Origin of the sequence: Halobacillus salinus (assembly GCF_004684905.1) — a bacterium.
Classification (GTDB): Bacteria; Bacillota; Bacilli; order Bacillales; family Halobacillaceae; genus Halobacillus; species Halobacillus salinus.
This window is the reverse complement of the sequence record NZ_SRJC01000002.1, coordinates 347,021-365,551: the sequence shown is the minus strand read 5'-3', so window position 1 is coordinate 365,551 and position 18,531 is coordinate 347,021. Positions and strand designations below refer to the sequence as shown.

Annotated in this window: 22 protein-coding genes; 9 read left to right on the top strand and 13 right to left on the bottom strand. The window is 44.0% G+C overall.

What is annotated here, in order from left to right:
- Positions 1-5: 5 nt before the first annotated feature.
- Together ahpC and E4663_RS12320 are read right to left on the bottom strand one after the other, a co-directional pair.
- Positions 6-569, bottom strand: coding sequence for an alkyl hydroperoxide reductase subunit C (ahpC, locus tag E4663_RS12325; protein ID WP_079477601.1), 564 nt, complete (start codon positions 567-569; stop codon positions 6-8).
- A gap of 263 nt (positions 570-832) precedes the next feature.
- Positions 833-1,660 (bottom strand): hypothetical protein, encoded by an 828-nt coding sequence (locus E4663_RS12320; RefSeq protein ID WP_135327839.1) that lies wholly within the window; start codon positions 1,658-1,660, stop codon positions 833-835.
- A gap of 201 nt (positions 1,661-1,861) precedes the next feature.
- Here E4663_RS12320 and E4663_RS12315 point away from each other — a divergent pair, with 201 nt between their 5' ends.
- From E4663_RS12315 to E4663_RS12305, 3 genes are all read left to right on the top strand, one after another.
- Positions 1,862-2,812 (top strand): Gfo/Idh/MocA family protein, encoded by a 951-nt coding sequence (locus tag E4663_RS12315; RefSeq protein ID WP_135327838.1) that lies wholly within the window; start codon positions 1,862-1,864, stop codon positions 2,810-2,812.
- 187 nt (positions 2,813-2,999) lie between these two features.
- The gene (locus E4663_RS12310; protein WP_135327837.1) at positions 3,000-4,043 is read left to right on the top strand and encodes a bifunctional transcriptional activator/DNA repair enzyme AdaA; all 1,044 of its coding nucleotides are present in this window, start codon (positions 3,000-3,002) and stop codon (positions 4,041-4,043) included.
- Between the two features lie 221 nt (positions 4,044-4,264).
- Positions 4,265-5,464: a DUF819 family protein gene (locus tag E4663_RS12305; RefSeq protein ID WP_079477605.1), complete on the top strand. Its 1,200-nt coding sequence runs from the start codon at positions 4,265-4,267 to the stop codon at positions 5,462-5,464.
- Between the two features lie 51 nt (positions 5,465-5,515).
- Here E4663_RS12305 and E4663_RS12300 read toward each other — a convergent pair whose 3' ends face one another.
- On the bottom strand, positions 5,516-6,628 hold the full coding sequence (locus E4663_RS12300; RefSeq protein WP_158290489.1) for an aspartyl protease family protein: 1,113 nt from the start codon (positions 6,626-6,628) through the stop codon (positions 5,516-5,518).
- A gap of 106 nt (positions 6,629-6,734) precedes the next feature.
- Here E4663_RS12300 and E4663_RS12295 point away from each other — a divergent pair, with 106 nt between their 5' ends.
- A complete protein-coding gene (locus E4663_RS12295; protein WP_135327835.1) occupies positions 6,735-7,808 on the top strand; it encodes an AI-2E family transporter in 1,074 nt (357 codons plus the stop codon).
- Positions 7,809-7,832: 24 nt separating this feature from the next.
- On the opposite strand, the gene E4663_RS12290 is transcribed toward E4663_RS12295, so the two are convergent.
- Positions 7,833-9,314 (bottom strand): lipase family alpha/beta hydrolase, encoded by a 1,482-nt coding sequence (locus E4663_RS12290; protein WP_135327834.1) that lies wholly within the window; start codon positions 9,312-9,314, stop codon positions 7,833-7,835.
- A 213-nt stretch (positions 9,315-9,527) separates the two neighbouring features.
- On the opposite strand from E4663_RS12290, the gene E4663_RS12285 reads away from it, so the two are divergent.
- Genes E4663_RS12285 through E4663_RS12280 form a run of 3 tightly spaced genes read left to right on the top strand, consistent with a single transcriptional unit; the run spans position 9,528 to position 10,927 of the window.
- Positions 9,528-9,956 carry a universal stress protein gene (locus tag E4663_RS12285; protein WP_079477609.1) on the top strand — a complete coding sequence of 143 codons (429 nt, stop codon included), beginning with the start codon at positions 9,528-9,530 and terminating at the stop codon, positions 9,954-9,956.
- Between the two features lie 35 nt (positions 9,957-9,991).
- Positions 9,992-10,120: a hypothetical protein gene (locus tag E4663_RS20270; protein WP_277752114.1), complete on the top strand. Its 129-nt coding sequence runs from the start codon at positions 9,992-9,994 to the stop codon at positions 10,118-10,120.
- Between the two features lie 45 nt (positions 10,121-10,165).
- Positions 10,166-10,927 carry an SDR family oxidoreductase gene (locus E4663_RS12280; RefSeq protein WP_135327833.1) on the top strand — a complete coding sequence of 254 codons (762 nt, stop codon included), beginning with the start codon at positions 10,166-10,168 and terminating at the stop codon, positions 10,925-10,927.
- Positions 10,928-11,064: 137 nt separating this feature from the next.
- On the opposite strand, the gene E4663_RS12275 is transcribed toward E4663_RS12280, so the two are convergent.
- From E4663_RS12275 to E4663_RS12265, 3 genes are all read right to left on the bottom strand, one after another.
- Positions 11,065-11,622 (bottom strand): GNAT family N-acetyltransferase, encoded by a 558-nt coding sequence (locus E4663_RS12275; RefSeq protein WP_135327832.1) that lies wholly within the window; start codon positions 11,620-11,622, stop codon positions 11,065-11,067.
- Between the two features lie 138 nt (positions 11,623-11,760).
- Positions 11,761-12,198 carry a ferritin-like domain-containing protein gene (locus E4663_RS12270; RefSeq protein ID WP_338323639.1) on the bottom strand — a complete coding sequence of 146 codons (438 nt, stop codon included), beginning with the start codon at positions 12,196-12,198 and terminating at the stop codon, positions 11,761-11,763.
- 126 nt (positions 12,199-12,324) lie between these two features.
- Complete coding sequence (locus E4663_RS12265) at positions 12,325-12,798, bottom strand: hypothetical protein (protein WP_135327830.1); 474 nt, start codon at positions 12,796-12,798, stop codon at positions 12,325-12,327.
- A 134-nt stretch (positions 12,799-12,932) separates the two neighbouring features.
- On the opposite strand from E4663_RS12265, the gene E4663_RS12260 reads away from it, so the two are divergent.
- Positions 12,933-13,601 carry a peroxiredoxin gene (locus E4663_RS12260; protein ID WP_079477613.1) on the top strand — a complete coding sequence of 223 codons (669 nt, stop codon included), beginning with the start codon at positions 12,933-12,935 and terminating at the stop codon, positions 13,599-13,601.
- Positions 13,602-13,675: 74 nt separating this feature from the next.
- Here E4663_RS12260 and E4663_RS12255 read toward each other — a convergent pair whose 3' ends face one another.
- Together E4663_RS12255 and E4663_RS12250 are read right to left on the bottom strand one after the other, a co-directional pair.
- Positions 13,676-14,296 (bottom strand): hypothetical protein, encoded by a 621-nt coding sequence (locus E4663_RS12255; RefSeq protein WP_135327829.1) that lies wholly within the window; start codon positions 14,294-14,296, stop codon positions 13,676-13,678.
- A 13-nt stretch (positions 14,297-14,309) separates the two neighbouring features.
- Positions 14,310-14,495, bottom strand: coding sequence for a hypothetical protein (locus tag E4663_RS12250; RefSeq protein ID WP_079477615.1), 186 nt, complete (start codon positions 14,493-14,495; stop codon positions 14,310-14,312).
- Positions 14,496-14,649: 154 nt separating this feature from the next.
- On the opposite strand from E4663_RS12250, the gene E4663_RS12245 reads away from it, so the two are divergent.
- Positions 14,650-14,862, top strand: a complete 213-nt coding sequence (locus tag E4663_RS12245) for a hypothetical protein (protein WP_135327828.1) — start codon at positions 14,650-14,652, stop codon at positions 14,860-14,862.
- 66 nt (positions 14,863-14,928) lie between these two features.
- Here E4663_RS12245 and E4663_RS12240 read toward each other — a convergent pair whose 3' ends face one another.
- The 4 genes from E4663_RS12240 to E4663_RS12225 form a co-directional block, all read right to left on the bottom strand.
- Positions 14,929-15,435 carry a DinB family protein gene (locus E4663_RS12240; protein ID WP_241657192.1) on the bottom strand — a complete coding sequence of 169 codons (507 nt, stop codon included), beginning with the start codon at positions 15,433-15,435 and terminating at the stop codon, positions 14,929-14,931.
- 46 nt (positions 15,436-15,481) lie between these two features.
- The gene (locus tag E4663_RS12235; RefSeq protein WP_135327827.1) at positions 15,482-16,015 is read right to left on the bottom strand and encodes a 5' nucleotidase, NT5C type; all 534 of its coding nucleotides are present in this window, start codon (positions 16,013-16,015) and stop codon (positions 15,482-15,484) included.
- A gap of 52 nt (positions 16,016-16,067) precedes the next feature.
- Positions 16,068-16,424 carry an ASCH domain-containing protein gene (locus E4663_RS12230; RefSeq protein ID WP_135327826.1) on the bottom strand — a complete coding sequence of 119 codons (357 nt, stop codon included), beginning with the start codon at positions 16,422-16,424 and terminating at the stop codon, positions 16,068-16,070.
- 143 nt (positions 16,425-16,567) lie between these two features.
- Positions 16,568-18,529 (bottom strand): hypothetical protein, encoded by a 1,962-nt coding sequence (locus E4663_RS12225; RefSeq protein ID WP_135327825.1) that lies wholly within the window; start codon positions 18,527-18,529, stop codon positions 16,568-16,570.
- Positions 18,530-18,531 lie beyond the last annotated feature (2 nt).

The following is an 18,531-nucleotide window of genomic DNA, read 5'->3' as shown; positions in this document are numbered from 1 at the left end:
ACTCCTTAAATTTTACCTACAAGATCAAGGCTTGGAGTTAGTGTGTCGTTGCCTTCTTCCCATTTCGCTGGGCAAACTTCACCTGGGTTTTGGCGAACGTATTGAGCTGCTTTGATCTTGTTGATGATTGTGCTTGCGTCACGACCGATTCCGCCAGCGTTGATTTCTACTGTCTGAACAACACCGTCTGGGTCGATGATGAATGTACCGCGATCAGCAAGACCAGACTCTTCGTCTAGTACATCGAAGTTACGGGAAATCTGCTGAGATGGGTCACCGATCATTGTGTATTCGATTTTGTTAATTTTCTCTGAGCTGTCGTGCCATCCTTTGTGTACGAAGTGAGTATCTGTTGAAACAGAGTAAACTTCTGCACCTAGTGCTTTAAGGTCTTCGTACTGCGCTTGAAGGTCTTCTAGTTCAGTTGGGCAAACGAATGAGAAGTCTGCTGGGTAGAAGCAAACAACGCTCCACTGACCTTTGAAGTTTTCGTCGCTTACGTCAACGAATTCACCATTCTTGAATGCTTTTGCTTGGAATTGCTCGACTTGTTTACCGATTAGAGACATAACAAAATTCCTCCTAATATGTTTTTGCTGCACAAAGCAGCTTATTTATAATAATTCTAATACGACAACTATTATTAAATAAAATGCGTTTTTTGTCAACTGCTACATAAAGTTGTCGAAAAATTACACGCAATACCTCTGTGGCAAAATTCCCACAATAGTTAGTATAAACCGTTTAGTACCTGTTTTAAACTTAAAAGGGTTCTCTTTTTCTCAGTTAGGGGATTGTTGCATCAAAAAAGGCTTGCCCTAGGCAAGTCCTTTTAGGTAGAGAGCGGTTGTTTTACAGTAGAAGGGTCCGACATGTAGCGGGCGATAATCCAAAGGTCAGCCTGACAATCCGGACGCCAGATACCGTCACAAAACCAATCCTCTTTTTTCTCATCATATAGAAGGAACGTTTTTCCCTCTTCATCTATCGCGGCTAAGTAAATAGTGCTGAATGTATGAAGGAAAAGGAAAGTGGCGGAGCACGCCGGCGAGAAGAACCGGAAGCCTTCCCGGACGATGATGTTCGACACCTCGCCATCAGGAGAATGTACCTCCACTTCTCTTTTGGTGAAAATGCGAAGTTGAAACTGCGGAAGATTCGCTTCAAGATTTCGACGCTTCTCTCCTGTCATGATTTTTAATAACTCGCCGATTTTTCTCAACGGCCTAGACAAACTCATTGTGTTTTCATATACCTGGTTTCCGGAAAGAACAACTGCGCCTCCAGCCCTTTCGGCAATCCACTGTAATTCACGGATAAATTCCTCGTTGGATTGATAGGGGGCACTTTTTTTATGTAATGAAAATTCAATCCAATCAGTCATGAAGGATTCGTCTGTATAAAGGAGGTAAACGTCCGTGTATTCATGATTCTCGACAATGCGAACCCGGTTCACCTGTCCGAAGGTAAGCTTAAGGTCCGGCGTTTCGATCAGCCGCTCCTCGTGATTGATTCGAATCGTGGCCTGCTTCGACTGCTCCATCCAAACCTTGTATCCATCCCTTGCCACATCCCGTTTCTGAACCGTTGATAAGCTGACAGCAACGAACGAAAACAGGAGGAGTCCAAGTGAGACGATAACAATAAATGCGATCAACAAGAATAGCCGCTCCTCTCGAAAAGGTAATTACATCCATTATAACAAATCGGCATGGAATTATAAGTAAACGTGATAGGGAGATGTATGTGTTTAGTATCGGAAATTCTCCTATAGATTCAATCAGGAACCTTGCTGATTGCTTGAAATAAAATGGTATTTCCTGTTTGATGAAGATATACAAACTTAAGGAGGCGTTGTTTTATGAAATGGGGTATTATGGGGGCCGCTAACATTGCGAAGAAAGCTTTGATTCCGGCTATGCAACGAGCGGAAGGTGCTGAAGTAGTAGCGATTGCAAGCTTGAGTGGCAAAGAGAAAGAGATAGCGGAAACGTTCGCTATACCGAATACATACGAAAGCTACGAAGCGTTACTCGCGGATTCAGAAATTGAAGCCGTCTACATTCCTTTACCGAACCATTTGCATAAAGAATGGACGATCAAAGCAGCCGAGGCTGGAAAGCACGTATTGTGTGAGAAGCCGGCAGCACTGAACAAGTCGGATGTGGAAGAGATGATTCAAGCGTGTGAAGATAACGGCGTCTTTTTCTTAGAAGCGTTCATGTATCAATTCCACCCGCAGCATAACCGGGTGAAGCAGTTAATAGAAGAGGGAGCCATCGGAGAGGTCGCGCAAATCCGTGCAAGTTTCTCTTTCTTATTTGATCGATCTAACTACAATATCCGCCTAGATAAAGAGAAAGGGGGCGGCTCTCTCTGGGATGTCGGGTGTTACGGGGTGCACTCTGCTTTGAACGTGATGGGTGAGAAGGTAGTCGATGTGAAAGTGACGAAGAAAGTGGATCCGAACTACGGTGTCGATACCACCGCAGCTGCCACCCTTCTCCTCGAAAGTGGTGTCATCGTACAAGTCGACTCAAGCTTTGATGCTACAATGCGAAATGAGTATGAAGTCATCGGGGCTGAAGGGGTCATCAAGGTCCATAACGCCTACCGACCAGACAAAGAAGACCACCAAGGGGAGATAACCCTTCTGAGTAGCAACGGAGAGCAGACCATCATAGAAGAAGGCGACCAATACAAGCTACAAGTAGAGACGTTTATGAAGGCTGTTCAGCAGGGCGGATCGCTGAAGGCTTATCATGAAGCAACGTTGCAATACTTGGATGTGATGGAACAGCTAGTGAACTAAATCTTACAGCCATAGTGCCTGCAGGTGCTATGGCTTTTTTATAGTTTGAGCGATAGTTTTGTCTTTTTCGTCGTTAACCCGTCCAATTTCGCCGATTGAAAAAAATCGATGCCTGATTTTCGGCTATGCGTTTTCCTTCTATGACTATAATAGAGATAACGAATCCGATTACTAGGAAGTGAAAAAAATGCTGACAGAACTGAAGTCGAGAGAATACTATCAAGCTTTACTGGAGAAAAAGAGCGAATATGAAGGAGTATTTTACGTCGGCGTGAAAACGACTGGGGTCTTTTGCAGGCCAACATGCCCAGCACGAAAGCCAAAGTTTGAGAACTGTACGTTTTTTCTAAATGCTGAGCAGGCGCTCCTTGCTTCGTTTCGTCCTTGTAAAAGATGCAAGCCGCTTTCCCATCCAAATCACGAAACAGGGCTAGTCCGTACACTTGTCGACGCGGTGGAAAAGGAACCGGAGAAAAGGTGGACCAATCAAGATCTCCAGGAATTTTCAATTGATCCATCTACAGCCCGTCGCCAATTCAAGAAACGGTTCGGGATGACGTTCGTTGAGTATGCGCGGGCAAGAAGGATGGGACTTGCGATGAAGCATATCCGATCCGGAAAGCCTGTCATCGATGCGCAGCTGTCTTCTGGCTATGAGTCGAGCAGCGGATTCCGAGATGCGTTTTCCCGCATCATGGGAGACGTGCCGACACAGTCAGAAGATCACCGTGTGCTCAAGGCTTCCTGGATCGATACGCCACTAGGGCCAATGGTGGCGATCGCGAATGAGGAGGCACTTCTCTTATTGGAGTTCGTGGACCGGCGAGGACTGGAGCGGGAAGTGGAACGTCTTCGTGAGAATAGGGAAGCAGCTATCATTCCTGGAGAATCGGAACCGATACGGATGATCAAGCGGGAACTGGAACTCTATTTTGTCGGTAAGCTTACGACATTCCAGACACCTGTCCAGTTCCTCGGTACACCGTTCCAAAAAAGTGTCTGGCATCAACTACAAGCCATTCCCTCTGGGGAGACGCGTTCGTATACGGATATGGCGAGGAAGATGGGTAATCCGCAGGCCGTTCGGGCAGTTGGCCGGGCTAATGGAATGAACCAATTAGCGATCATTGTTCCTTGTCACCGCATCATACAATCCGATGGTTCGCTCGGTGGTTATGGTGGTGGTATTGCCAGGAAAGAATGGTTACTTGCCCACGAAAAAAGGATATAAATGTAAGGGGGAGAGCGGGACCTTTCAGTAGGGTCCTGCTCTTTTTATCCATTTATCAGGGTGATTGTTACTATTGTTGAGAATTGAGAACGGTTACTTTAATTTTTTGATGCGTTTCTATTTTACAGCAAAAAAATATGTGCTAAACTCCAAAGATATGAATTCTTATACCATAAATTTTTAGACAATTCAAATCATTTTTACGTTTGGAGAGTGACATCATGAGTAATCAACAAGCTCTTATACAAGAACCGATGGCGATATTCGCTTATCTTATAGCGGTTGTCGGTGCCGTATTTATGCTTTCTACAGTGGATAAAAAGCCACTTCAAAAATTCTTCGGCTATTTACCGCCGCTGATCTGGATGTACTTCTTGCCGATGCTTTCAACAACGTTTGGAATCATCCCGCAAAGTTCAGACCTTTATGGCTTTATGGGGACGTATATTCTACCAGCAGGTTTACTATTGCTGATGATCAGTACCAACGTACCTGCGACATTCAAGCTCGGTGGTAAAGCTGTACTTGTATTCTTAGCTGGTACGCTAGGTGTAGTTGTAGGTGGTCCTGTTGCTTACGCACTGTTCCAGGGCGTTCTTCCGGATGAAGCGTGGCGCGGTGTAGGGGCACTAGCTGGTAGTTGGATTGGCGGATCCGCCAACTTAGGTGCCATGCAGGTTGCCTTCGATACACCAGATGATATTTTGAGCCCGATCATTTTGACAGATACAATCGTTGGTATCGGTTGGATGGGTGTCATGATTTCTCTTGCAGGCTTCCAGCAACGATTCAACAAGTGGAATAAAGCGGATAACTCTACAATCAAGCGCGTCAACGAAGAGATTGCGACAGACGTTCAGCGCAACGCGAAGCCGCTTCAGCTTCCACAGCTGTTCGGCATTCTGTCCATCGCTTTTGCAGGTTCTTTCTTAGTACGTGTTTTTGCGGACCTGTCCTTTATTCCGAAATCTGATGTGATGAACACGTCTACATGGACGTTCTTGATCATTACTGCTCTTGGTATTGCACTATCCTTCACGAAGGTTCGTAATCTAGAATACTACGGTGCTAGTAAAATCGGTTATGCTGGAATCTATCTATTCCTAGCGGCGATCGGTGCTCGTGCCAACTTGATGGATATTGTTGATGCACCTGAGTTTATCCTAATGGGTCTTGTATGGCTTGCGATTCACGTGTTGTTCCTATTTACAGCAGCACGCTTGCTTCGCGCACCACTGTTCTTTGTGGCCGTTGGTTCACAAGGTAACATCGGTGGGACAAGCTCTGCGCCGATTGTAGCGTCCGTCTTCCAGCCGGCCCTAGCGCCTGTTGGTCTATTGATGGGTATTCTCGGTAACGTTGTCGGAACGTATGCCGCGCTGATTTGTGGGCAATTAGCTCGGATGATAGCCGGTGGTTAAATTTGATGAATTTGAACTCCCTTTATACAAGGGAGTTCTTTTTTTTTGTTTTTAATAGAGAATGTCTACTCGTCTATTGGGATAATCGATGATCAGCTTACCTGCAGAAGCGCTGTCACTACCTAGAACGCCGTCCAATTTGAAAAACGTTGCGAAATCGGCGAGGGCTTCCCTGACGTCAAAGAGACGAATAGGGGTAGACGCAAGCAGGATGTCGAGTTGCTTTAGGCGTTGTACCTCTCGTTCTTTCATATCTCCCACTCCTCCAGCGTGAACGGTTTTTTTAGATAATTGGGTGGTAGGCAGCTTGGACAAAAGGGGTGGGCTGAAGTGACTTTTTCCCGCGCCTGTATCAAGGCCGAAGTAAAGGGGTGTTTCTTGTTCAGATGAAGCTTTCACAACCGGTGCTCCGCAGAAAAATAGATTCGCTGGCAGGTCTTTCGGATCTGATTTTTGAATGCACACGCTCCGGTTCTTATAATCGATTTCAAGATGAAGGTGTTGAATGACGTCCCAGCCAATGATTCCATCAATCTTCATCACTTCAGATGTCTTCGGAATTTCGAATTGAAGTAGTTGATCTTGCAATAGAAGAGTAGGCTGATGCTTCACGTGGACACCTTTAATATTAAGGGAGTCAACGATAGCTAGTTGGGAAGATACGCTCTGGTTAGAGGAGTTTTTTACATTCAACGCTTCGATGTCGAGAGTCGGTACCTGACAAAGCTGAGCTAAGGACCGAGAGAGGACGCTCATACCAGCCCCTGTATCTAGCCATAACGTTACCTTCGTCCCGTTTAGGATTACTTCGATAGTCGGAGAACCACTCTGACTCATTTTCATGGGGACAGAAACTTTCTCGTCAGGGAAAAAGAAAGAAGGTGCAGGTTGCTTTTGAAGGGTTTTTGCAATCGAACGATTAGTGAGGTCGATGGCTGGATGATCAAGCAAGTCCAAGGTTTGAAGAGTTTCAAAATCCCTGCCATTGAACAATAATTCGAATAACAAGACAACGGATTCATTTTTTATGTATGGATCTTCCGATTGAACTAATGTTTCGGTTAAAAGCTTTTTCACATCCTCATTTTTGCCCTGGGTAATGGAATCTAATGCAGAAACGAAAGGTACTAAATCATCAAATTGAAAATGTCTCCATGCTTCCATAATCAAGCCTCCTGTAATAATTTTCTTTATTATATTCCTAAAGGATAATAGTTCCAAGTTTAATGTTGTAGCGATTAGTGAATTTAGTAGCAAGGAGGTGTCGGCCATGTGGTGGAAACACCCATACTTTAAATACGTTGCTGCATCGATTTTAGCTCTCATCCTTGTCTTTTTCATGCGGGAACTACATATGATTACTCCACTCCTAACCGTGTTCAAAACGCTTTTTTACCCTATTTTGATTGCCGGTTTCTTATTCTATATTATCCGGCCGGTTGTGGATTGGATTGCTCGAGTATTCACGATTCCCGTTGTGGTCTCTGTTTCCATCGTGTTTGCGGTTATTGCTGCCATTTTGTCAGGGATCGGGTGGATGTTAGCTTCGACTATTCAAGATCAGGTTAACAACATGTCTAACATACCCGACCAACTAAAGAAGATGACAGACCAAGCACAGCAGGAAATGGAGAAAAAAGATATGGGAATGCTCTCTACTTATCGTATCGAGCAGGAAGTGACGCAGTATTTCAGTGATCTGGGACAGCGTTTCGGCACTCATATTACCGATATATTCACAACGGTCGCAGGAGCTGCCACGACAATGCTCATCATTCCGTTCTTGTTGTTCTTCTTCTTAAAAGATGGACGCAAACTGGTTCCACTCTTAACGAGAGGATTTACTGGTAAGAAAAATGAAGAAGCCCATATGCTGCTTGAGAAGCTGGATCGCACGCTTTCCAACTACATCATTGGACAGATGACGGTGGCATTCGTGGACGGTGTTTTAATGTATGTTGCTTACTTGATCATCGGTCTCGATTACGCGCTTTTACTTGCCTTTTTCGTAGTAGTGACTGCTGTCATTCCGTTCTTCGGTCCGATCATTGGGGTGGTCCCGGCTGTGATCGTGGCTCTCATTCAAGGGCCGATGATGGTTCTTTACGTACTGATAGCACTTATTATCGTTCAGCAATTGGAAGGCAATCTAGTTGCCCCTGTGGTTTTAGGGCAAAAGTTGAATGTGCATCCACTTACGATTATTTTATTGCTAGTCGTAGCGGCACCACTTGCAGGATTCATCGGAATGGTCATAGCAGTCCCGTTGTATTCCGTTACGAAAGTTCTTGTGAAGAGTGGCTACCGTTATTGGCGGTTAAAACACCAAGAAGAAACCACCTGATGTAATCATCAGGTGGTTTTGTAGTTATTGATAAAGGTTCCCTTGTGGATCAACATACACCGATTCAATGAAGGTGCGTTCGAACTCCTCTTTCTTGTATTTCCCTTTAATATCTATCGTCATGTTATAGACTCCATCACCGAGGTCGGGAAGTTTGTAGGAGCCGTTCTTCTTATTGACTTTAACTTTGGCCTGCTTGAGCTTGCCGTTCTTATAGTACTCAATGGTCATCGTTGTCTTCGCCTGCAGTTGCTGCGTTTTTAACTTGAACGCATCATTTTCAAGAGCCAGGTGAAGCGCGTCATTCAATCCACTCTGGAAGGTCGTATTTAACAAGTAATGCTCTTGCTCGTCAGAATCCGCTTCAATCGTCCATGTGCCGGCTTCGGGCTTTTCAACGGTAGCCGTATGATGGTACGCACCTTTGAAATAGCCGGATTCATCCGTATTGGTAGTGAATGTGCTTTTGACAGTTTTATCCGGTGAGATCAGCTTCAATTCGGTATCTGCCTGGTCGCTCATCCAGTCGAACGTAACAGACTGTGCTCCAGACTCGACTTCAATTGTTTCCGTTTCTTGTCCTGAGTACTGACCTCCGGAAACGTATTGATTCGCTTTTTTATCGGCCTTTTCCGTGCTCGCAGACCGCAATCCCTTGAAGGAGTATAGGTTTTCGTTTAAGTAGTTTTGGAAAAGGGAGAAGGTGCTGGATCCTTTTTTGATGGTGGTGTGGTTCCAGTCCCCGACAGCAAGTTCGGTTGCATAAGGCAGGCGTGAGCTTTTGACGGTAACGGCGCCGTCATTGCTTCCATAAGCTCTCAAATATAGGCCGCCCCAGTAGAGAGAGCTGCCGAAACTGCCCCATTTAGTGCCGCCAAAGGTGTAGATGGGAGTTGTATATAGGTTAGGTTGATTATCGGTTTGGGAGCGGAAGTACTCCATATAACCAGTTTGCAGGGAGTAAGTAGCGTCATTTTTGCTTCCAAGAATGCCAGCAAGCCAACCAGCCCAGCTGCTGTAGGCTAGGTCTGCTAATTGGGACCCGTGATGAGGAGTGGATAAGGTTATGACACGTTCGACATAAGGGTCTGCACCGTAGTGGACTAGAGCCGACTGGGTGTCGATTCCTCCTTTACTGTGTGCGACAATTACCACCTTTTCACCGAAATGCTGGTAGATATCTTGAATCCGATCTGCGAGTAGGGCACCGTTGTCCCACATGTTTTTCGTCGGGTACAAATCGATGAACGATGTCTCATATCCATTCTGAAATGCTGTGTTATACATATCGTTGTTTTCCCACCATGTGTTGGAGGCGCTGTTCAATCCGTGAACAAACAAAATTGGATGCTTAGAGGTGGCAACAGAAGCAGGGGTTTCTCCTAAGTACCATAAGCCTGGACTACCGGATGTCTCATTGTCTTTGATTGATCCAGCGTGACTGATGGAAGGTACAAGGAGGAAAAACAAAGTGAACAAAACAAACAACTTCTTCAATTGAATCATTCTCTGCAACTCCTTCATGATTTTTTAGGAAGTCGTGAAGTTAGTTCTTGTAGGGTCCCCACCAAGTATATCGGTATTTGTGACAGAATTAGTACGTTATTTGAAAAAACAGGAAGAAAGAACGGTAGGTTATATCACAATCTATGAATGCGCTTACATTTATGGTAAAATAGACGTGTAAGAAAGTTCCTAAAATCATAGGAGGGGATTCCCATGACCGTGAAAATACTCGTCGCTTATGATGGAAGTGAGTGGAGTCACAAGGCCCTGGAGGAAGTGAGGAATCAAGCGGTTAACGCCCCGGATAAAGAGGTTCATATCGTCCAAGTCGCAAATTCTGCCGGTCCCGTTACCTATGCAGCCGTCCAGAAAGAGATGGGAAAGGAATTAGCAGCGAGTCTTGAAGATAAAATGGAAGAGACCAAAAAAGAACTTACAGAAGAAAATTATACGGTGATCACCAAAGGCCTGGTAGGGGAGAAAAATGCCGGCGCCGCTATTTGTGAGTATGCAGAAGAGCACGGAATGGATTTAATCATTATCGGAAATCGCGGACTGGGTAGTGTGAAGCGTTTATTCTTAGGAAGCGTCAGTAACAGTGTTGTTCAGAATGCTACATGTCCCGTACTTGTTATGAAATAAATGAAAAGACAGGCTCATAAGCCTGTCTTTTTTTTATGAGTAGAAAGAAAAAAAGAGAAGTAGAGCGATCGGGAGAAGGGAAGGAGTTAAATCGAAAAAAATTTCATCATATTTTAAAAATAAAGAAAGGAATTTTTATTCTTTTGGAGAATGAGTATATATAGAGTGTATGTAAGCGCTCTACTATACAGAGAAAAGGGGATTTTCGAATGAGTTATGATTTGTTTAATCTAGATGGAAAAGTGGCAGCCGTTACAGGGTGTACCAGAGGGATTGGACGATCGGTAGCATTAGCATTAGCTGAAGCAGGAGCTGACATTGCGTTATTGCAGAGAAACCCTGATCAGGAAGATGTGAAGTCGGAGATAGAAAATTTAGGATCTAGATGTGAAGTCATTCCATGTGATTTGAATGAAAGCGAGGAAGTAAAGCAAGCTATTCCAGCTGTCGTAGAGCATTTTGGGAAAATCGATATTCTTGTTAATGCAGCAGGAATCCAGAGGCGATCTCCAGCGGTTGACTTCCCCGAGTCTGATTGGGATGAGGTAATAAATATAAATTTAAAAACAACGTGGACGTTATGCCAACAGGCTGGTCGTTATATGGTTCCGCAGAAAAGCGGTAAGATTATTAACTTTGCTTCCCTTCTTTCTTACCAAGGCGGAATCAATGTTCCAGCTTATGCGGCTTCAAAAGGTGGCGTTTCACAGCTGACGAAAGCATTATCCAATGAATGGGCACAACATCATGTTAATGTGAATACGATTGTTCCCGGTTATATTGCTACGGAAATGAATACTGCCTTGATTCATGATGAGAGCCGGAATCAACAAATTTTAGACCGCATTCCTGCTGGAGATTGGGGAAAGCCAGAAGATTTCAAAGGAACGGCCGTCTTTCTTGCTTCAGAAGCTTCCAACTATATTCATGGCCACCAATTAGCTGTTGATGGCGGCTGGTTAGGTAGATAAAAAACTTGATTCAAGCTCTTAGTGGCTAAAATAAGCCACTGACCTAATATGGGAATGAATGAAAACACCACCAAATGAAATTCTATTTTGGTGGTGTTTTTCTCTTATAGCAAAGAGTGCGATCCTAATTTTTATAATCAATCCCGCCTATTTCTTAACCAGTCCTCTTTGACTAACTTCATATTGATCGAGTCGATCCATTCACCTTCGAATTCGAGGTCATCTTTATCAACACTATTCTTTACGAAGCCAACTTTTTCATAGACTCTTTTTGCTCTCGGGTTGAAATCAAAGACGCTTAACGTAAGTTGCTGAAGGGAGGTGTTAGTAAACAAGTAGTCCACCATCAACTGTGTGGCTTCGGTACCTAATCCATTATCTCTTCCCCTTGGCCCTATTAAAATTCGGAAGTTCATGCTCTCCGTCTCCTGGTCATAGAGGTTGGCGACGGCTTCCCCTACGACGACATTGTGCTTGGCGTCTACAATAGCAAGATCCAAGCGATCTGTTTGCTCATTTCTTGTTATGTACCATTCTCTCACCAACTCTTTATCAAAATCGTCAGCGCTCCCGGTAAGCTTTAGCACTTCGGGATCCTGCAGGCACTCTTCGATAGCCGGAAGATCCTCTTCTTTGAAGGGACGCAGTATTGTTTTGTTTCCTTTTAGGACAGGTTTTCGGCTTAAATCTATCATGTTAATCACCCCGATCAGTAGTTGTTCTATATTATACCAGTGAGGGGGGGAGAGAGGGGGAGTGCTTTGTTGCATTGAGAAGCTGCTTCCATCAATAGAAGCCTCTTTAGCAACTTCCCTCCCTGTTAAGGATACAAGTCACCTTGTTACCCCTTGTTCAAATGCTGCAAGGTGGTTTAGAGAAGCATTCCGCAACTGGGTGAACACTACACGTGCATCGACGGGTAGTTCGTACATCAGAAACTTTTCGTACATGGCAATGTTATCAATCTCCCCTTGAACTCCCGCTGCGTAGGCATCTTTAACGGATCCTGGAGTTGTTACATAAGCAGCGGCGTCGTTTTCCGGCACGGGTACTTGATATCGGTTGAACAACGTTAATAAAGCATTGATATGTCGCTGTTCTGCCTGTTTGATTCTTTCAAACGTGCGAATGGATCCGAACGTATTTAAAATATCGTCATACCTAGCCTGTGCTAGGTACTCATCTTGCATGGCAAATGTCAGTGCTTCTGGAAAAGTTAGCGTATCGCTGCTCAAGGCTCCTTTTGCACCGTAACTCTGCGGTTCTGGCATGATTGGTCCCTCCTGGAGATTTTTCAATAGGCTATGCCCATTTTGCTTATCATGTGATTGATGGGGAGGGGGAGCGATCATAGATATATTTTGAATGCGCTTACTTTTCCACGTGGAACAATACGATTAAGGTTTACTTACTGCTCCGTCCATTTCCCCAATTTTGAAGGCTGTTAAAGGGGACCTTTCTATAATATCTCCGTTTAATTCTGTTAATGTTACGGTTATGTTTTCTTCCTTAATCCACTTTTTCAAATCCTTTTCTCGCACTTCTTGATTTAATTTCATATTGTTCCCCGTACAAAATAGTTCCTTGCTAGTTTCGGTTCTCTGAAGGACATTCCTGCTGTCGATGGTTTGATTGGAGGAGAGATCCAATAAAGCGGCTAACTTGCCTTCTACGGTAATATCAATGAGGAATGGTGGAATGGGTTCTTCGTTTGGAAGATTGCTTTTCATACAGACCTGTGGTGCAAGAAGCTGAAGCTCTTCTACATAAGCGACATGGCTTTTGTTTTTAACAACATGAACCCTTGCTTGGTTGGGGGAATGACAAGCAGATAAGAGAATTAGAGCTATGACACATAAAGTTAATCTCATACAATCATCCTTTTCTCCGAACTGATTCTAACTTCTCAATTTCTGAGTCGTTATCAAATACCTGTTTATATTTTCCATAAAGAGGTAAAAGTCAAACTGTAAAATGGAAAAAACAAGAATGAAGGAGTGGTATCATGGAACAAATGCATTCTGAGCAGGAAAAGACATATAGCCTACCTAGAATTGGAGAAAAAGCCCCTGCATTCTCGGCCCAGACGACGCAAGGGGAAATGTCGTTGAACGACTTTAAAGGGAAATGGTTCATCCTGTTTTCCCATCCGTCTGATTTCACACCAGTGTGTACGACGGAATTTGTTGCGTTTCAAGAAATATACAGCCAGTTGCGTGAGATGGACACCGAATTGATCGGGTTAAGTGTCGATAGCGTTCCATCTCACATTGCGTGGCTGAGAAATATTGAAGAAAACTTTGATACTACGATTGAATTTCCGGTGATTGCTGACTTGGATAAGGAAGTGGCAACCAAGTTCGGAATGATTATGCCTGAGAGCAATGGGACAGAAACTTCCCGTGCCGTGTTTGTCATCGATGATAAAGGAATTGTTCGTTCCGTCATTTACTATCCGCTGACCACGGGCAGGAATATGGATGAAATTGTCCGTCTCGTCGAAGCTTTGAAAACGACGGATGAACATGGCGTATCGACTCCAGCCAACTGGGAGAAAGGCGAGAAAGTGATTGCTTCTCCACCTAAAACGATGGAGAATGCGAAGGCACGCCTTGATGATTCGAACTATGATTGTGTGGACTGGTATTTCTGTAAAAAAGATTTGGATACTTAAGCGGTGAGCCCCTCTCAAAGTGAGGGGGGTTTTTGTTGTCAGCTTATTCAAAATGCTTGGACCGTAACGAGCAATTAAGTCCCTGTACTGTCTTCATCTTCTTTCTCTTGTTCTGATAATCTAGTTAAACCGGTCGACACCGCTTTAATGATCAGCAGATACATAACGACCAATGCGGTGTCTGCGATGTAGGAGATTAACCATGTAGTCGTAAAGGTTTCTTCGAGCGCCTGACCAGCCAAATACGCATTGAATACCGTCGTAGCGAAGTAGAGTACGTAATAGAAGGGTACGTAGGCAGCAAGGCGATTCCCAGCATCTTCGGTGGAAGATTTCTGTTTGAAAAGTTTTGCCATCCTGGCATAGATGTCCCATAACCCGTACAGGTTGTAAAAGGGGATAAGTACCTTGGCTAAGGCGCCGCCGGGAGTTGTAGGGTAAGCGTTATATAAGTCTTGTAAATCTTTATGTACTTTATAAATCCAGAAAAGAAAGATAATGCTGTAAGTGAACACCACAATGCTTAAAATAATCGAAAGGATCGAGTCATAAGATAAAAAGGCATCTTCCATTTCGGTAAACGGTACGAAAATAATATAAATAGGAATGTTTGTGGCAAGTAGTACGGTAAGTCCTATATCAAGCCAAAGAAATTTCTTTAAGACACTTCCAAGTTGTTTCGATCGTAATTCCAAGTCCATTTCTCCTTTAATTGAGTAGAATATTAGCGATGAAGCCGAATAACATCAATAATGCGAAGGTACCAAAAAGAAAGTAGCCGATGAATTTGATCGGCTTTGGTAGTCTGCCGCCCCTAGTTTTGGGATAACCTTCGATGTTTTGTTGGTGAGCGATCACATCATTGAACGGTTTGTTCTGGTTCCCGTGACTCATAAAATCCAGCACCTCCGTCTATGAGCTTGATAATACATATACGAATTTTAATTGCTTTACGTTTCAATCGATCTTTTTCCATAGGTTAATACTGTCCAAACAGGAATACAAAAAGGAGAATCGTGCCATTATAGAATAAAGGAGTGTGCGCACGATGACAGAAGAGCAAATGGAAGATGTGTTTGATACGTATGGACTTTCAAGTTTGTTCAGCCGATTCAAAACACCGTTATACGTGACAGGATTGCTTGATGAAGTAGAGGAAGATCGATTGGAGGATTTCTTCGATAATATTGAATTGTCATCGGATGTTCTGTTCGATGAGTTCCGGTTCTGGTTTCAATACTTTTCTGTTGCAGAGCGGTGAAAAGCGGGTTCTCTTGACTGTATAGTACACAAGAGAACCCGTCTTTCTTTTTTTGAAGAATTATCTTTAAGGTAACATCTTCCTTATCATTCTAATCTGCCCCCTATGGTTGATCTCATCTTCCAGCACATGGAACCAGATGAAGTGTTGATTGGCCTCATGACCATCCCAAATACATGTATCTTTTAACCAATTGTCATCTCGACTTTGGAATTCCTCGAGCGTCCTAGCCCTCACTTCTTCCAGTTCTTTAAGGTAGAAGTCCAGTGGGGCACCTTTGATTTCTTCTCTACCTTTTTGGCCAAGACTATACGCAGCGCCCCATTTCAATTCTTCCTCTTCATTGGGGCTTCGTCCATCAAAGAATTCAATTTGAAAGCCTTTTTCGACCGCGGCAATATGTAGTAAGAGGGCGCCAATGCAATTTCCATTTTCTATTGGTAGAAAGTCTAATTCTTGGGTGGATAGTCCGGCTACTGCTTCCAGTGTGGTTTGTCGCACATAGTTCATCTGTGTAACGAGTTGACCGATGTGTGGTGTATATCCTTTTATGGTCTCTACTTTAAATTCCACTTGATACACTTCCTCTTTGGTAGATATCCTGCTGTTAAAGCAGAGGTTATTTCTTATTGTCGATAAAGTAGCTTTTAATATCTTTCCAGTTGTCGACTCTCTTAAATTCTTCTACGTGTGAGTTATAGGGCGAGTTGAACAGTATTCCTTGCCCTTTGAATACCTCGAGATTTTTAGGATTGTCATCAATAAGGTAATCCGCATCCACAATGCTTTTATCTCCACAAAAAACGATATTCTGTTTGTTTAAAAAACTAAAATGTTTCTCCAACCATTGGTATTTAGCAGAAAAAGATGTTGGTAATTCCATTGCAGCTGTAACAATGAAAATATCATACTCTCGGTCTAATAATTCTAATACTTCTTGGCTGTCCTCCATTACGTCCAAGTCCCTAAAGAAGTCAGGTTCAGCCAACAGATCGAGAATTTCTTTTTCTAAATGCGGGCGTAATTCAGTTAAGTACCTGCCTTGTAAATCGTTTATTGATATATTGTCGTTATAACGTTGGTTAAACAGTTGCAAATGTTTTGGTAAGGGGGCGGCGATCACATCATCCATATCTACTGCAATTCGCTGCATAGAATCCTCCTTTCATTGAATCAACAGAGGCGTCGTCCTCTTTATCTCTAAGTTATGTATTCTTTTGTTTCTCGAGATCGACCCAAATAACAGCTCCCATAGGGTGCTTATAGGGGATGGGTTCTTCGTAGAGTTTCGGTTCCTCTAAAACCCAGGCATATGTCTTCTTATAGGGCAGTTCGCTCGAATATTCACTATCTATACCGTGAAATTCACGACTGACCTGGTACTCTTCTAGGCTCAATTCTTTACTGTCTTTTATGTTCACTTCGCCAAAGACCATACCGGAACCACTTTTTATTAAAGCAATTTTTCCTCGTTTTTTTGTATTGGATCCTCTGATTTCCCACGTTTTTCGGGCATTTAAAATCAGGTCGATCCAGGGAGATTTAATCAGTAAACCTTTCATACGGTTTCACCTCCTTAGTAAGATTCTTTTTCTTATAATTACTATGTTAAAGTGTAACATTTTTACAAATACATAGGGTCTGATAAAAGAAAAACGCTCAACCCTCTCCTTTTTCAGAAGAAAGTTGAACGTTCTCAGTAAGCTTAAACCCACGTATAGTCCTTACCCCAGCTATCCTTCGCCAATGTATGGATGGCATTCACGATGCTGTGATCTACTGCGTACGCATCGCCTTGCTCATACGGGTTGTAATGAAAAGCATACAATCGGGAAGTGAATTCATGGAATGGAAGCGAGCTCTCGCCTTCTTCCTCACCATTTCCTTGTACACTCGGCTCAATCGACTGTCCCCAGTTTTGGGAACCGTCGTTGTTTGGGTTGTAGAAGTACACTCTATACTCGTCTGTCGGGTCTTTCGCAATCCTTGTGATGGAAATGGCATGAAGTCCCAGTAACTTCCCGTGGACATTGGTAATGAAAATGCCAACAGGGTTCGGGTAAATCAATTCATAATCATCGTTATATTCTGGATGGTGGGTTGCGTAAAATAATTTCACGAAACCGGGATAATCAAGAACATATCCGGTCAATGGATCGAAAGCAGAGCTGAACCCTTTCTGGACCCAGTTCCCATAAAAGGCCGGGTTCACCCAGCGGTGACCGTCGTCCCCACGCAGGGCGACGCGTGTCATCATCTCGCTGTAGATCCGGTCTAGGTGTGGAACTAATACGAGTGAAACGGGATCGAGTTCCGTGTGCAGGTTCGGTGCTAGGCCACCCTGCAAGTTCTCCGAATGAATCGTTTGGCCTTCAAACATAATGTCGATATCACCGTCACGAGCAGCACGTGGAATGATTTCCAGTAGGAAACCAGGTGCGTGCTGAGCCCATAAACTGATGCCACGGGCTGCCTGACACGTTGGGTTGAATCCTTGGCCGACGCCGAGCGGCTGACCGAGTACTTGAATGGTTCCAGCCACCAGCAGACTGTTAGCCGTCAGTCCTTCACCGGCTTGCCCCGCTTGCTGTAAGTCCTTCCTTACATTCGGGCGGATATCGAGTTCGATCAGCCGTCTTAACCCTGGAGCGACAGGGGAGTGGGACAGCACTCCTCGCTCAAGCATGAGGGAAAGTCCATAGATTGCCTGTCTAGTAGCAGGAAAAATAGAAGCCCTGATAATCTGTTGGACGAGCTCTTGATTTTCCTCTAAATTCGCAAGCCCTTTACTATTCAGTGCCAGGGCATACGTAAGTAATCCAGGCATCCGCTTGCTTAAGAAACGGATCAAAGTCGCATGATGCGGTGCGACAAGTCCGGTCGTACGCATCGATTTAGCGAGCGAAACACTCTCTGATATCAAGTCATTACGCTCAAGCTCCTTCAGCTCGGCACGATACGTATTCAAATCTTTAAACTTATTGCTAAGCGGCGAAGGGCCTTCTAAAGCCGCGATGTATTTCTGTAGAGCTTGTTGATCTTCCGGGTCACTATCGGCATCTGTCATTTGCTTCGCCGTCTGAATCATCGATACGATCCGCTTGATCATGATCGGGCGCTGTGCCGTCAGACGATCGATTTCGTAAATCAGCGTTTTAACAAGTGCTTTTGATGATAAGTGACTAATGAGAAATTGAAACAGCTTTTGGGCTTTTTCACTATTTTCATTGTCTTCGATCCGTGTACTTTCGCTGGCATCAGGAAACAGGATATCCAAGTTCAGTACCATCACTTCATTTAGGAAATCCTCCGCCATTTCTTTGGAAACAGTGGGGTTAGTAGCTTTTCCTTCCGCAATTGCTAGCATGCGAAGTTCACTTAGTACTTCGATAATCATTGGGAGCCCTTTCGCTCGCAGTGATCCTGCAACAAGAGGGGGCTGCAACTTATCAGCTGATTCCCAAGGACCATCCTGGAAGACACCGGCTTGCTCGAAGCGTTCTGCATGACTGAAAAGGTGATCGAGACCGTCTTCCATTTCGATCAGACGATTAGCTTCCTGGTACACATCCGTCTGATATTTCGATTTCACAAAAGAGGCAGCCTGATCGAGGTCATCCAATGCTTTTTCAAAACGTTCAACAATCACACCTGTTGGTTGAGGCATGG